11 protein-coding genes are annotated in these 15,307 nt (G+C 38.0%); 3 read left to right on the top strand and 8 right to left on the bottom strand.

Translation table 11 applies throughout. The features are described from left to right. Window positions 1-59: 59 nt before the first annotated feature. Window positions 60-809: a CPBP family intramembrane glutamic endopeptidase gene (locus IQ236_RS01100; protein WP_193867577.1), complete on the top strand. Its 750-nt coding sequence runs from the start codon at window positions 60-62 to the stop codon at window positions 807-809. A 21-nt stretch (window positions 810-830) separates the two neighbouring features. On the opposite strand, the gene cutA is transcribed toward IQ236_RS01100, so the two are convergent. Both cutA and IQ236_RS01090 read right to left on the bottom strand, forming a co-directional pair. After that, window positions 831-1,154 carry a divalent-cation tolerance protein CutA gene (cutA, locus tag IQ236_RS01095; protein WP_193867576.1) on the bottom strand — a complete coding sequence of 108 codons (324 nt, stop codon included), beginning with the start codon at window positions 1,152-1,154 and terminating at the stop codon, window positions 831-833. Window positions 1,155-1,178: 24 nt separating this feature from the next. After that, entirely contained in the window at window positions 1,179-2,090 is a 912-nt protein-coding gene (locus IQ236_RS01090) for a pentapeptide repeat-containing protein (RefSeq protein ID WP_193867575.1), read from the bottom strand. Between the two features lie 465 nt (window positions 2,091-2,555). On the opposite strand from IQ236_RS01090, the gene IQ236_RS01085 reads away from it, so the two are divergent. Further along, the gene (locus IQ236_RS01085; RefSeq protein WP_193867574.1) at window positions 2,556-8,801 is read left to right on the top strand and encodes a translocation/assembly module TamB domain-containing protein; all 6,246 of its coding nucleotides are present in this window, start codon (window positions 2,556-2,558) and stop codon (window positions 8,799-8,801) included. A 15-nt stretch (window positions 8,802-8,816) separates the two neighbouring features. On the opposite strand, the gene IQ236_RS01080 is transcribed toward IQ236_RS01085, so the two are convergent. The 6 genes from IQ236_RS01080 to IQ236_RS01055 form a co-directional block, all read right to left on the bottom strand. After that, window positions 8,817-9,320 carry an ATP-binding protein gene (locus IQ236_RS01080; protein WP_193867573.1) on the bottom strand — a complete coding sequence of 168 codons (504 nt, stop codon included), beginning with the start codon at window positions 9,318-9,320 and terminating at the stop codon, window positions 8,817-8,819. A gap of 411 nt (window positions 9,321-9,731) precedes the next feature. Continuing rightward, window positions 9,732-10,829, bottom strand: a complete 1,098-nt coding sequence (locus tag IQ236_RS01075; RefSeq protein WP_193867572.1) for a DJ-1/PfpI/YhbO family deglycase/protease — start codon at window positions 10,827-10,829, stop codon at window positions 9,732-9,734. A 229-nt stretch (window positions 10,830-11,058) separates the two neighbouring features. Next, window positions 11,059-11,964 carry a polysaccharide deacetylase family protein gene (locus tag IQ236_RS01070; protein WP_193867571.1) on the bottom strand — a complete coding sequence of 302 codons (906 nt, stop codon included), beginning with the start codon at window positions 11,962-11,964 and terminating at the stop codon, window positions 11,059-11,061. A 468-nt stretch (window positions 11,965-12,432) separates the two neighbouring features. Further along, window positions 12,433-12,924, bottom strand: coding sequence for a plastocyanin/azurin family copper-binding protein (locus IQ236_RS01065; RefSeq protein WP_193867570.1), 492 nt, complete (start codon window positions 12,922-12,924; stop codon window positions 12,433-12,435). Window positions 12,925-13,068: 144 nt separating this feature from the next. Continuing rightward, window positions 13,069-13,509, bottom strand: coding sequence for a VOC family protein (locus IQ236_RS01060; RefSeq protein ID WP_193867569.1), 441 nt, complete (start codon window positions 13,507-13,509; stop codon window positions 13,069-13,071). An 11-nt stretch (window positions 13,510-13,520) separates the two neighbouring features. Next, window positions 13,521-14,030 carry a TIGR02652 family protein gene (locus IQ236_RS01055; protein WP_190516452.1) on the bottom strand — a complete coding sequence of 170 codons (510 nt, stop codon included), beginning with the start codon at window positions 14,028-14,030 and terminating at the stop codon, window positions 13,521-13,523. Between the two features lie 135 nt (window positions 14,031-14,165). Between IQ236_RS01055 and IQ236_RS01050 the strand changes: the two genes are divergently transcribed. Further along, entirely contained in the window at window positions 14,166-15,260 is a 1,095-nt protein-coding gene (locus tag IQ236_RS01050) for a transposase (protein ID WP_228041365.1), read from the top strand. Window positions 15,261-15,307 lie beyond the last annotated feature (47 nt).

The following is a 15,307-nucleotide window of genomic DNA, read 5'->3' as shown; positions in this document are numbered from 1 at the left end:
GAGAAGTATCAATCAACTCAATTTGATAGAATAGGAAGATGTAGTATAAACGCTCAATAATGACTTCCTCAAAAAAGCTGTTTATCGTTTTGGAGTTTGCGGGTTTAGTGGGGGTATTGTCTCTATTAGCCACACCTCCACTCTTAATAGAAGGTGCAGAACTTCCCCTTCCGGTAGAAACACTGCAACTCCTCAGTTTGATTCAACCCTTTATTTTATTATCAATTGCGGTATTTGTAGGTGTAAAACTGGCTCATAAAGTTAATTTATTTGCACCTGGATTTGAAGCGATCGCCTCTGGAAACTCTCCCTTTTTACCCTTAAAGCCCCAAATTATTCCCGGTTTAATTGGGGGATTAATTACTGGGTTAACACTCCCTTTTATATTCCAATTAGCGAAGCCTTTTTTACCAGAGGATTTTCTCAAAAATGCTACACAATTTAGTCCTAATCTTTCTATTCTAACTCGTCTATTTTATGGAGGTATTACAGAAGAAATATTATTGAGATGGGGACTCATGACGATGTTGGTTTGGATAGCTTGGCGTTTTTTTCAACAAAGGCGGGGAACCCCTCATAACTTCGCAGTGGGATTAGCCATTGTTCTGTCTTCTATTCTATTTGGTTTTGCTCATCTTCCCATCGCTTTTTTATTAACCAAACAGCCAAATTTAGCCCTTCTGATTTATATTATCGGTGCTAACTCCTTCTTTGGCTTAATTGCAGGTTATCTTTATTGGAAAAAAGGCTTGGAATCTGCCATGATTGCTCATGTTTTTTCTCATGTCATCATGGTCATTATGAGTTAGTCCGATTATCCCTAAAAAATTTTAATACTTCTGAGTTTGTTCAGAAATCCAGTTTAAATAATCCGCCGAGCCTTTAATAATCGGTAACGCAATAATTTCAGGGACTTCGTAAGAGTGAAGTTGTTTAATTTGTGTTTCTAACTGCTCAAACTGTCTAATATCAGTTTTGATTATTAATTGCCATTCATCCTCCTGACAGACTTCTGATTTCCAGGTATAAATAGAATGAATGGGCATTAAGCTAACACAAGCCGCTAGTTTTTTTTCCACTAAAGCTTGAGCAATTTTTTCCGCTTCTAACCTAGAACTTGCCGTAACAAGCACTACTGCATAATCTGTTCCCATTGATGTCTGATTAACTCTTTATAATCATGATCTTAACTCAATGGCACACTTTTGAGTATGAGATTGATATAAATTAGAACAAGTGATCGCTAAATCCAGATAAAGTTGTAAGGATTGGGGTAATTTTGCTCCTTGAAACTGAGTTCCTTCAAAGGTTGCTCCCAATAAAGACGCATCTCTTAAATCGGCATTCCTTAAGTCAGCTTGAGGTAATTTTGCCCAGTTTAAATTAGCCCACATCAGACTCGCTCGTTCTAAATTAGCCCCGGTTAAATCTGCTTTTGTCAAACGAATTCCTCGCATTTGAGCTTCACTAAAGTTAGTATTAATTAAGGTCGCATCTTCTAAATCTGCACCATTAAGCCAAGCTTCACTTAGATTTACACCCTCAAGATTAACTCGACTTAATTTAAGACCATTCATATAAGCTTTTTGCAGATTAGCTCCGTTTAATTCTGCTCCGAATAGGTTAGCTCCACTGAGTTTTGCCGCGATTAAATTCGCCCATTTTAAGTTAGCTCCTGTTAAATTTGCTTCTCTTAAATTGGTTAATTGTAAATTTGCCGAGCATAAATTAGCATTAGGGAGTGTGGCGCGTCTTAAATTAGCTCCCGTCACAATAGCTCCACTCAAATTAGCATTAGGAAGTTTAGCTTTCACTAAAAAAGCACCACTCAAATTGGCTTTACTGAGGTTAGCATCTCCTAATTTTGCTTCGTTCATTTTGGCATAACTGAGATTAGCACGATGTAAACAGGCCCCATTCAATTTGACCCGACTCAGGAAGGCTCGACTTAAGTTGGCTCCCGTTAGGTTCGCTCTGGAAAGGTTAACGCCAATCAAAATCGCACCCGATAGGTCTGCACCTTGGAGGTCTACCTCTGTAAAATTGGTTTCCCCTTCTTCGTACTGCCTCAAGAGTTGGCTGACTAGCATAGATGTATGACTCCAGTTTCCTTGGCTTGTATTTTCAATATACCCGGAAATCTTAAGAAAGTTTTTATATTTTTGTGTTTAACATTTTTTAATAATTGTCAAAACGCAATTGGGTTTTTCCCCTTGTATTTTGTAGCTATCCCCGTATAAGCACTGAATTCTAGGTGATGATTGAATGGATTGTGGAAATTTAACTCCGGGAGAATACTTAATTAATTAAAATTAAATAAAATTTAAGTGATCAGAACGCTGTAGCTTACCTGTTAATCAACGAGTGTAAACTTTTGAAAACCCCCTAAATTTAAGTTTAATATTGATACAGGAATCCAACTTTATGAACAAGAAGTTCGCCTTAACAAATTATTAATTTTATCCACCTGCTATGCTATACAGTTCACTGCTAAAATGCTAAAGTCTCAATTGCTTCTATAATAGTGTTTTGATTCACCCAGAGCCAGATTTGAGATGACTGATTCTCCTAATCCCAATTCTGAACCAATTTTACATCCCCGACGACGATTAAGGCGCATCCTGGTTTGGGGGGGTGTCGGATGCGGAATCACCCTCTTAACAGTAGGAACAACAGCCGCCTGGTTTATTCGATATCGGTTAGCACCGATTATTGGCGGTGTTTTAGAAACCATTATACAACGGCCTGTTAATGTTGGCCCCGTTGAAGGATTTACCCTTAATAGTATTCGTTTTGGTAACTCATCAATTCCCCCGACAGCAACAGATACCGACAAAGCACAAGCGGAAGCAGTAGAAGTTAATTTTTCCCTTTTATCTTTATTTAAACCAAAAGTTCAACTGGATATTACTTTAATTAAACCTAATGTTTATATTGAGGAAGACGCATCAGGAAATTGGCTGAATACAAAACTAAATTTAGATCCGAATCCTCCCATTACTTTAGTCTTTAGAACGATTGGCATAGAAAAGGCTCAAATTAATTTAATGCCTTATGAGATTTTGAGAGCTAATGCTAAAGGAACTAAAACACAAAAACCAATTTTAATCGGGGTTGATCAAGTTAGAGCTAACTTAAGGGAAGATAATGAACGAATTCAAGCAGATTTAGCCGGAACAATTGGGGATACTGGAACCTTTGCCATTAAGGGAGATGCCTTACTAAAACCAGGCAGAGTCAATGCTCAAATTCAAGCCAATCGGATAGATTTACCCTTAATCGCCTGGTTTGTTTCTACTCCGGGTGTGTCCGTCAAACAAGGTAAATTAAATACAAATTTAAGCGTTAAATTAGATAATTATAAACCCTTAGATGTTCGGGGAACGTTAAATTTAGATCAAATTAAAGTTGGGGTTGAAAATCTTCCCGATACGGTTAATTTAAGTCAAGCTAAATTACGATTTGCGGGAACTCAACTGATTATTGATCAGTTTAATACAACAATGGGAGATTTAGCTCTAAATTTGAAGGGATCTGTTTTAACAAATCCTAATTTAGAATTGGCTAAAACTCAAGTTAATTTAGCAGCTAATTTACAACCTGTTCAAGTTTCAACACTGTTAAAAACCGGAGAAGGAATTCAAGGTAAACCTCTCAATTTACCCTTTCCCGTTACGGGAGAATTAAAAGCTAATGTCAACTTAAAAGGCTATTTACAAACCCCTCAAATTTCAGGAACGATTGCTACCACTGAAAAAACGTTAATTGATCGAATTTATTTTGATACCATTCAAACGGATTTTAATGTATTAGCAAAATTTGATCCCAATTTTAAAATTTTAGCCGATCCGGTTATCGGTATCCAAAATTTATTAATTCAACCGTCCGTTGGAGGGTCAGTTAAGGGAAATGGAGAAGTTCAATTAAACGGATTAACTGCATTATTAGACTCCCAACCAGAACTGCTTAAACCCGGTGATCAAGTCATTATCCGTCAACAAAAACCCACTCCGAATCAATCGCTCCAAACCTTACCTCCAAAGCCTGAGATTACAACCCGAAAAGTTGATTTTAATCCGACGGTTAAGTTAGATTTTATAGTGGATAATATTCCAGGGGATGCCATCGCTCAATCCTATGGACTTTTACCAAGTTTTAGAATTGGTAATTTATCCGCAAATGCTCAAGTTTCTGGAAATTTAGACAACTTAAAAGGTGAGGCTAAATTTAGCTTACCCTCGGCGACCTATCCGATTTTGGGTCAAGCTCAATTTGCAGGAACAACGGCGAAAGTACAAGTTGAAATTGCTAACGGTAATCTAAATCTGATTGCTCAAAAAAATAATAATGATATTTGGAATGCAGAAATATTAGGAAATCAAATTGCAATCACGCCTTTAGTTGATTTAGGTTTATTATTTGCCCCCATTCCTAATGCGACAAAACAACAAATTCAATCTGTTGATTTGACCGATGGTCGTTTAAATCTCGCTGCAAAATTATCAGGAAATTTGAAAGAATTTTCTCTCAATACTTTAATTGCTGATAGTCAAATTCAACTTAATTTTCAGGATAGCACGATTAATGCGATCGCTCAACTACAAAACGGACTATTTCAAACAGAATTTTCCAGCGATAATTTAGCCTTACCTCGATTAATTAATATTGGATTACCCTTAGCAAATTTACCCCAGACTACAACCGCACAAATTCAAAATTTAGATTTCAGCCAAGGAACTCTACAAATTGCAGGTTCTCTCAACGGTAATATAGAAAATTTTACCCCTAATAGCCTCACGGGAAACGCAAAAACAATAATTAATTTAGGGAATTTAGGAGGAATCATTACCGCCAATAGTCAAATCAATCAAGGACAGTTTCAAGGCGAATTTAACGCCAGGGATGTTCAATTAAATCCTTGGATTAATTTAGGTTTACCCTTCGCTAATTTACCCAATAATGTTCAAACCCAAATTCAAACAATTGACCTGCGGAATAGTCGTTTAACCGCAGGCGGAAATATTACGGGAAATTTAGATAACTTAAACCTAAATACCATTATTGCTAACGCATCAGGACAAGTTAATTTAGGGAATTTTGGCGGTACAATTAATGCAGAAGGACAATTACAAAATAATCAGTTAATAGCTCAAGTCATTACCAATCAAATTCCTCTGAAACCTTTAATCAATTTAGGATTACCCTTAGCCAATTTACAACCCAGTTTAGTTACTGAAATTAACGCTTTAAATTTACAAGGAGGATTTCTCCAGGGATCAGCTAACTTTCGCGGAAATTTAACGAATTTTTCGCCTAATAATTTAATTGCAAGTCTGGATGGACAAGTTAATTTAGGTCAAGGAGGAGGCTTAGTTTTAGCAACTGGAGAAACCCAACAAGGACAATGGAAAGCAGGTTTTAAAGGAGATGAAATTGCCCTTAGTCGCTTCTCAAATTTAGTTGAATCTCAAATTCCTGAACTCATGGCTAATTTACGTCAAAACGGACTGTTAGACCAAGCAGAAAATATGCCTTTATTACGAGGATTATTAAATACTGAAATCCTCGGACAGGGAAATCTAGCGTCTATTAATCCTAGAACAATACAAGCTTTAGGTCAATTACGGCTAACAGAATTACCGATTATTAAACAACCCTTTGATGCAATTGCGAGTTGGAATGGTCAACAAATTAATATTCAAAAAGCTGAAACCCCAGGATTTTCAACCGATGGATTTATTGGGGTTGAATTTCAAGGAAATGGCATTCCCCAACTCTCGAATTTAAACTTAAATGTTCGGGTCAATAATTTTGATTTACAATCTCCCTTAGCTCAAAATATTTTAGCAACTTTACCCCCAGAAGTCACAACCGGAGATAGCCCTTTAGTGGCGGGAATTGTTAATTTTAATGGCAAGTTAACGGGAACTCTTTCCGCTTTGAATCTCAACGGAAATTTAAGATTAAATAATTTTGCCCTGCGGGATGTCACTTTTGATCCCCTTTTAGCAGGAACCGTTAATATTACTCCCGGTCAACAGGTGAATGTTGCTTTAGCAGGGGAACAAGATAAAATAGAACTAATTTTAGATAATAAATACTTACCAATTTCATTTTTAGTTCAACGGGATAAAAGCTTATTAGTTGGACAATCTCAGGGAAATAATTTAAACATTAGTTTAGAACAATTTCCCCTACAAGCCTTAAGCCTTTCTCCCTTAGCCCAATTCGATATTGGACTGTTAAACGGGATAGCATCGGGACAAGTTACAGTTTCTAATTTAGCCAGTTTTAATCTGAATCAAATCGGTGCAACAGGAAATATTATTGTTCAAGAACCCGCTTTAGGATATATTCAAGCGGATTCCTTTAAAGGAAATTTTAATTATCAAAATGGAATTGCCACCTTAACGGATGCTGAACTGAAAAAAGGTATCACTCAAGTTTTAATTAATACTAAAGCCCAGGTTTCTGAAATTTTAGCGAGTCTTTCCGCACCCAACACTCAAAATTTATCGACTGTATCCAATCAATTTGAAGGAACGATTAAAATCCCTCAAGGCAGTTTACAAGATGTCTTAACCGCTTTAAAAATCTTTAATTTAGAAGATTTAGCCAGAGGATTAAAACCCCCCGACTATGCAACAGCCGCAGAAGTCGCCCCAGTTCCCGTCGGTTTACCGGGAAATCCTACGTTATTGCAACAATTACGACGATTTGCAGAAATTCAAGAAATCGTACAACAATCAATTGAAGAAGCGGCGCAGGAACCTTTACCACCCTTACAAGATTTACAAGGAAAATTTACCGGAGAAATTGCTTTTCAAGGCTCAATTCCATCAGGAATTCAAGCAACTGCAACGGTTAAAGGTGAAGATTGGAACTATGGAAAATATAGGGCTAATCAGTTTTTATTAGACGCTAATTTTGCCGATAATGTCTTACGAGTTGAACCCATACAATTGCGTTCGGGCGCAGCATTATATGATTTTCGCGGACAATTAAATTTAGCCAATCAACAACCCTCTGGTCAATTACGAGTCAAAAATATCCGGTTAGAAGAAATTGAAAAAATTGTCGATTTACCGAATGTTGATTTAACCGGACAATTAAATGTTCGCGCGAGTGTGGGGGGAACTTTAGATAATCCCCAAGCATCGGGAGAATTAACCTTATTAGAAGCAACAGTAAATGGTGATCCCGTTCAAGAAGCTCAAAGCAGTTTTAGTTATAATAATGCTCGCCTACGATTTGGAGGTAGTTTATTAGTTACTGAAGTTGATCCGATTGCGTTTAAAGGCACTCTTCCCTTTCAATTACCCTTTGCTAAAGTCACTCCCGAAAGCGATTTAGTGGATGTACGAGTGGATATTAAAGATGAAGGGTTAGCGGTGATTAATTTACTGAATCCTGAGTTAAATTGGCAAGAAGGAAAGGGATTAGTTCAATTAAGAATTAGTGGCAGTTTGCAACAACCAGAAACGGGAGGAATTAAACTCAATCTCAAACCTGAAGGATTATTTAAAATTCAAGATGCAGTCTTAACCGCCCGCAGTTTAGAACAGTCTATTGTCGGATTAAGTGGAACCGCTTTATTTACAGGCGATCGCATTCACGTTAAAGAAATTAAAGGCGAATTACAAGGAGATAAAGGAACCGGAAATATCCTCTTAAGTGGCGTTTTACCCGTGTCTTATCCCTTTGCTGAAACCGATCCCGATCTGCAAACTCCCCTACAATTAAGCTTAGATCAATTAACCTTAAATTTACCCGATCTCTATAAAGGAAATGCTTCCGGTGCTATCACAATTACAGGAACAGCTTTAAAACCCAAATTAGGCGGAGAAGTCGTATTAAGTCAGGGAAGAGTGATTTTACCGTCTCAAGAAACCGCCACCTTACCAACCGATACCCCGGAAACGAATTCTCAACCCCCAGTTAATGTCAGTTTAAATGGATTAAAACTCACGTTAGCCGATGATATTCAAGTTATGACTCCCCCGATTTTAGATGCTCCTTTAATTAATTTTACAGCCCAAGGAACAATTCAATTGAATGGAAGTTTAGCGAGTATTAATGATATTCGTCCTCAAGGAACCATTGACTTAACCGGAGGACAAGTGAATCTTTATACGAGTCAATTACGATTAGATCGAGGCTATCCCCAACAAGCCATCTTTGTTCCTTCTGAGGGACTCGACCCCATTTTAAATGTTCGCTTAGTCACCCGTGTTCCTGAAGCGGTGCGCTTTGTTTCTCCTCCCTCTGCATTCCCGGCTGAACAAACGGAAGCCTTAAGTCCGTCTCGGTTTGGAACGGTGCGAACGATCCGTATTGTTGCCCTTGTGCGTGGCCCTGCATCGGAAATTAATGATATTATTAAGTTACAAAGTTCTCCGCCTCGTTCTCAAAATGAATTAGTCGCTTTATTGGGTGGAAGTGTAATTCAAGGCATTCAAGATGATAGTACATTAGTATTAGCAAATATTGCCAGTGCGGGATTATTTGGTAAGCTACAGCAGGATATTATTAATGCAACGGGATTAACGGAATTTAGAATTTATCCCTCACGGGTTGCTGAACGGGGTTCAAGTGGAAGAGCTTCCGCATTAGGGGTCGGAATTGAAGTCGGTTTAGATGTAACCGATAATACCTATGTGTCTTTAAGTCGTGTCTTAGCGGCTCATCAACCTTTTCTGTTTAATATTAATTATCGTCTGAATGATAATTTATTGTTACGTGGAGCTACAAATTTTAATAATGAAAGTGAAATTCGGTTTGAGTATGAAACTCGGTTTTAAGTTAATTGTTGACTGTTAATAGTTAGTGGTTAAGAGGATTTTTAAATCGAGATGTCCGGGTTTGACAGGATAAATGGTAATAAATCCTTCTGATAAAGTGGGAGGAAAGTTTGCGATCGCTTGTCCCATTTTTTCAATAACAAATTCAGGAACCTGGCGCTGGCGATTTTGATTCCATTGTTTGCAAATTTCTATCGGGGTTTCTAATACCCAAGCCATCCAAGAACGAGGGATTTCAGGAGAAATTAAAGCAATTTTTTCTAACAGTTCGAGTCGCCATTGGGGATAAGCATTAGTCGCATCATAAATAATCGGTTGAGAAGAAGCGATCGCCGTTTCCATTTGTCTTAAAACTTCTGCTTCAATTTCAGACCAATTCCCCTGAATAATTTCCTCCCCATAAAGTTGCTCTCGAATTCGATCTGTAGAAATAATAATACCCTGGGTAATTTCCGCAAGTTGTTGAGCAATCGTTGACTTTCCTGAACCCGGAACCCCAATCATAAAATGACATATCATATTCCATGCGATTAAAAGATTTGGCTGTTTAGCAGATAGAATAGGAAACCGCTATATAGCAAGTTTAAATCAATTGTATAAAATAGTCAGCCCAATTATTAATCCCCAAAAATACTGTGATTTCTAGGTAGGGGCGAGGTTACCTCCCCCTTACGATAATTTTGGAATCAAAACAGTTGTACAATTGATTTAGATTCACGCGATAAAATAGCGATCGCCTCTCTTCTCCAATTATGGACAATGAGATTAAGAAGCGATCGCTCAAAAAAATTTATTCAGGAGTTACGCATGAGGCTCAAGAAACCGGGTTTCTCTCAAGGACAGTAGACTGTATTAATAAAAACGGAACAAGAAACCCGGTTTCTGCGTAAGTCCTGTTATTGTTGGGTTTTAGCCCTTAATTCAAACAACTTACAGACTGATAGCAGCACCCGTAGAAGGGGTCGCAGGTTCAGGAGATTTTGACCCTAACATGGTTTGATAAAGTTCGACTAATTGTTGTTCTTGCTCTGCTAAATGTTGTTCAATTTCGGTAAATAAAGCCGTTGAAATTGGGTCAGTGGTTTGAGCCCGTAAATTAAAAACATCAACAACCCCGGTTTGAATATCCCCTAATGCTCGTTTTGTAACCGCTATATCATCACTAGACTGTAACCCACTTTTTAACTTCGCATAGGGTTCCGCCATTGCTGATGGTAAACTCGGTTTTTCTCCTAACTCTTGCAAACGAGTTTCTAATTGATCAATATGTCGCCGTTTAATCGCAATAAAATCTTTCAACAGTAATTTTAATTTTAGATAATCCGCTTTTTCGGCATACTGTTCTAAGGCTTCTAAAGAATAGTGTTCTCCTGCTAAAGCCGTATTCAATGCTTTAGCAATTTCTCCTTTGGTAGAACCTCCCCAAGCATCCGCTAATTTCCACCATTCCGCTAAATTGTTATTTTCATCAGGAAGACCTGCCTGTTTTCCTAAGCCTAATCGGTGTAAAATTGCAGTGGTAAAAATCGCTAAATCTCCGGGTTGACGAGAGGTGATTAAATTACCATCTATAACTACAGGTTTATTTAGATAAATTGCCCCAGAATTCATCATATCTTTGCGAATAGACACAAACCCCGTTGCATTTTTTCCGCGCAATAAATCTCCTTCAATTAATACCTGGGGGCCATGACAAACCGCAGCGACCCATTTTCCTTGCTCCATCATATTCTGCACAAATTTAACTGTATTGGGGTTACAGCGCATTTTATCGGGTGCCATTCCCCCCGGAATAATCACAGCATCAAAGTCTTCTGGACGGGCTTCTGTCGTCGTTCCATCGGCAGAATGAGTCATTTTTCCCTGTTTTCCTTTGTATTTTTCATTCATCCGAGAACCAAGAACAACGGTTTCCACCTCGGACATTTTAAAGGCATTATAAGGAATCAGAAACTCTGCATCTTCGACTCCATTTTCAATTAAAATTGCCACCCGCTTTTTAGATGAACTGTTATTGTTTAATGCCATGCTATTCTCCTAATGATGATGAATTTACTATTAAAGTTTGCATGAACAATCTGAGCTTTAAAATAGTGGATTTTTGGACTGTATAAGCTCAATTGAATCATTGACCATTTTGTTAGTTTAAAGAGTTAAAACTCTAAAATTCATCTGTCAAAGGTTGGAGAAATGATGAGACTAGAGTGCGTTGGCTAAAATTCCATCAATGATTACCTCGTTCGTGGAATTTAGCTTACTATTCAGATAAGGCTAATAATTCAGGAACAGTGACAAACCGATAGCCTCGTTTTTGTAATTCAGGAATGATCATCTTTAAAGCTTCTATGGTTTGAAACCGATTTCCACCGCCATCGTGCATTAAAACAATATCCCCTGGACGGGCTTGATTTAAAACCCGATCTGCTAAAATTTCAGCCGAAGCTTGTTGATAGTCTTTCGTATCAATTGACCACATAATAATCGCATAGTTTTTACTGCGAGCATACTCCGCAGTTCCATTATCTAAAATGCCGCCAGGAGGACGAAATAACCGGGTTTTTAACCCCGTCATCAACTGTAATTTTGCGGCTGTATTTTCAATTTCTGATTTTGCCTGCTGGGACTCCATTTTAACATAAGGATGTGTCCAAGTATGATTCCCAACCGCATGACCCCCTTGAACCACTTGTTGTATAATTTCAGGGTATAATACTAAATTGCGACCTAAAATAAAAAATGTGGCTTTAATATCAAACTGTTGTAAAACCACTAACACTTTTAAGGTGTCTAACCAAGGGCCATCATCAAAGGTTAAGGCAATTACTTTTTCTTGATTTCGAGGAGAAACGTGATTAACAGTTTTGCCTTTATAGCGTTCTGGAATTAAAGAATAATAAGGTTTTTCAGGCTTGTTTAAATTGGGAGTGGGGAAAGGTTGTCTGGGGATAAAGGGGTCTGGTTCTCCTAAAGGGGGAATAGCCGGTTTTTCGATGTAATCTTCAGAAGAATTAATCTCGGCTGGAAGAACCTGATTTTGAGTTGGTAACCCAACATTCGGCAAAGATACAGCAACTTGCGCTTGATGAAAACTCAAGATAAAAATTCCACTCACACCACCGAGTAGAATTTGTGAAAACCGTTTAAAAGTTATGGAACCTATCATCGGTTTTAACCGTCAGAATAATCTGACTCTAGTTTACGAGACTTTTGCCCTCACTCCCGTAGACCTTCATTAAATTAAATATGAGAATGTTCCTGATCAGAAACAATCTCCGGTTTGTTGGGTGTTAATGCGATCGCAAATAAAAACGAAACTAACGGCCCTACAATAAAAATAGCCAATTCTAACCCTGTCATAATGACCCCCTGTGGGTTGTGGGTTTCAGTCGGCCCTATTTCCCTCAGATGCAGTGTTAATTATTAGCTCAGTTGGGAACTGATCTCGGTTGAAAAACCGTTTTTGCATCAGAAAATATGCGAATAATACCCCTGATATTCTTCAATATACTATAATCACCCTCATCCAGTTTCCCTCTATACTCTGATAGGTCTTAATTTCACTCAATCTTTAAATCCAGATCATAAAGCTTTACCTAAGCCAAATTTTATTAATAAATCTTTACGTTTGTAATCACGAGTTCTCGGTAATCATAATTTCCCCTTTCATTCCAGCTTCGGTATGTCCGGGGATAGAACAGCGTAAACTATAAGTTCCAGTTCTGATGGGAACAAATACCCAGGTTGCTTCCCCACCCGGTTTTAATTCTAAATCGTGAATGGCCCCTTTAACTTCTAATTTTCCAGACTCAACTTTTTGTGTCCAACTCATATCCGCAAAATCTTTAGCGGTGAAATAATGTTTACCGGGACTGGGATTTTTTAAGATTAATTTATAGGGTTTTCCAGCTTCAAATTGGAAGTGATCCGGGAAAAATTTTAATTCTCCTGATTCATTACTTAAACTAACGGTAACTTCCGTTGCTGGTTGTCGGGATAAATCAACCCCAGCAAAAGCGGGTTGCATTAGGATAGCATTCAATCCTAAAATCAGGATCAATAATACACCTAAACCAACGGAGATTTGTTTAAATAATAATTTAAAATCAAAATTAAATTTTATCATGTTTTTACCCTTTTATTTAAAAAATCAGAACTTCTCTAGGCTTCAAAGTTTTGATCTAAACTTTTAGAAAAATTATATCAAGTTTGGAAACTTTGAATTCTATATTTTTATGAACAACATTCTTAGGGAATGGGTGGAGGTTGGTTAGACAGCCGACAAAATGCGGATAAATTCTAAAGGTAAACCGTCTGTGTCCGCAATAAACATGACTTCATACACCCGATCTCCGATCATTTGTTGCATAGGTTCTAATAGAATCTTTAACGGTTGAAATAAATTGGGCTGTTCTGTAACTCCTTGATTAAACTGATTTTTAAGATCATTTAACCAACTGGCTAAATCAGAAACTTGATTTGTTAAATCAAACGAAAGATGATAATAACCCACATAATTCTCATCCGAGAACGCATCAGGAGCAGGTTTCGGTTGGGGAATTTCAATCAATTCAATTCGTCCGTTTAACCCTTCCATCCAACACGCTAAGGTATATCCCGTTGTAAACCGTTCACAAACCGTAAATCCCAGGGTTTCATAAAAAGCGATCGCTCGATGAATATTAGCCGTCCGAATTGACGCATGGTGCATGAATTTTCTCCCTATTCAAATAATCGAAAATAGGGATAACGGACGGGTACTCCCTGTTCTTTATCTAAATCAAAATTAATCACATCCCAGCACGGTTCATCCTTGGCATCGGGGCTAAATTCCACAGGTAAACCGTATAATCTCGGTTGTGTAGTATCTGTCCCATTGCGCCAAGGGGCACTGCGTTCTAAATAGGCACTGATTAACTCTTGATAGCGTTTAGCGATCACCACACGGGTAGCCCGATAACCTTGGGTGTAGAGTCGGTCTAACGCTTCATGAATTTCAAATCGAATGCCATCGGGATGAGTATGTTGTCGATACCATTCTCCCTGCCATTCTCGCCAATGACGACCCGATTGCAAATGAACCAACTCACCTGTATTCGGGTCAGCTTCAAAAGCGCCATGACGGGGACATAAATAGGTATCCGTCAGCGTCAGGGCCGGAATTTGCTGACGACAATGGGGACAACTAATCTCTGGGCCAAAAATTGGGTACTGCAAGGCAGAATTCATCATTAAATGGTTTTACACCAGGGCTGTCGTTTATTATAACTATGGGAATTTTACAATAACCGTATTCAAAGCCCACGTCTTTCAAGCGTGGGATGTAGAATACCCGCCTTTAGGCGGAGTAAATAATCCTATGTTATCATGGTTAACATGATAAAAGTAACTCGGACTATTAAGTTGAAATTCCTGAATCTCAACCGTTGTAAAGCTCAAATGTTTGAGCAAATGACGGAAGAAAACACGCGAATTGCTAATAAGCTGTTGTCATTGCCAATCAAAGAACGGCGTAAAATGACAACAGCTAAAATCATGTCCGAGTTAAAATCTGCCTTGGTTAATCAAGTTATTCGACATACCACATCACCCACAGGTCGTAAAACCAAACAATATAAAGTTCTCCCGATAGAAGTTAACAACCAAAACTGGAAGTTAACCCTAAAAGGAGATACCTATTCAATTAGTTTTCCAACCCTCAAAGGTGAAAAAAGAATCCCCGTTGAAGTTGCATCTCCTCATTGGCAACCTGTTTTAGATGGATTGCTAAAGGGAACAATTCAAGGGGGTTCTTTTAAATTAATTAAACATCGAAATAAATGGTATGCCTATCTGTCAATTACTGAGGATGTTCCAGAAGTTAAGACAGAGAAAAGATTAGGATGTGACCGAGGGCAGAATAATTTAGCGGTAGTTGCACCAAAACAGGGTTTCGGCAAGTTCTTTAAAGGTCACAGTGTTAAACATCGAAGACGTTATTTTCAACTAAGAAGGCAACAACTTCAAGAAGCTAAGAAGTTTCGAGCTTTAAAGAAATGGAACAAAAAAGAGCGACGTTGGATGGATGCTATTAACCATACTATTAGTCGCCGAATTGTTCGTTTTGCTGAATACCATAATGCTGATGTTGTTATTGAGGATTTGGAAGGTTGTCGAAATACGATGAAACAGAGCCAGAAATCTCGTTCTGATTCAGGCGAATCTCGACATAATTGGTCTTATTATTCTTTGGAACAGAAACTTAATTATAAGTTAGCTTTGAAAGGATTGAAGTTAATTAAAAGACCTGCACCCTATACTTCTAAATCTTGTTCAACTTGTGGTGTTATTGGCAAAAGAAATCGACAGGATTTTAATTGCCCTAATGGTCACTACCATAACTCTGATTTGAATGCAGCACGAAAGTGCGATTCGTTCAGTCGAAACCTAGAAATAGGGGGATGGCTGGCATTTGTTGAGTAACCCTGAAGGGTTGAGTAAGCACTTAAATCCTCAACAAAAGACAACTT

Source organism: Planktothrix mougeotii LEGE 06226 (assembly GCF_015207485.1).
In the GTDB taxonomy this organism is placed as follows: Bacteria; Cyanobacteriota; Cyanobacteriia; order Cyanobacteriales; family Microcoleaceae; genus Planktothrix.
Note: the sequence above shows the minus strand (reverse complement) of the source record. Positions and strands in the feature narration are given on the sequence as shown.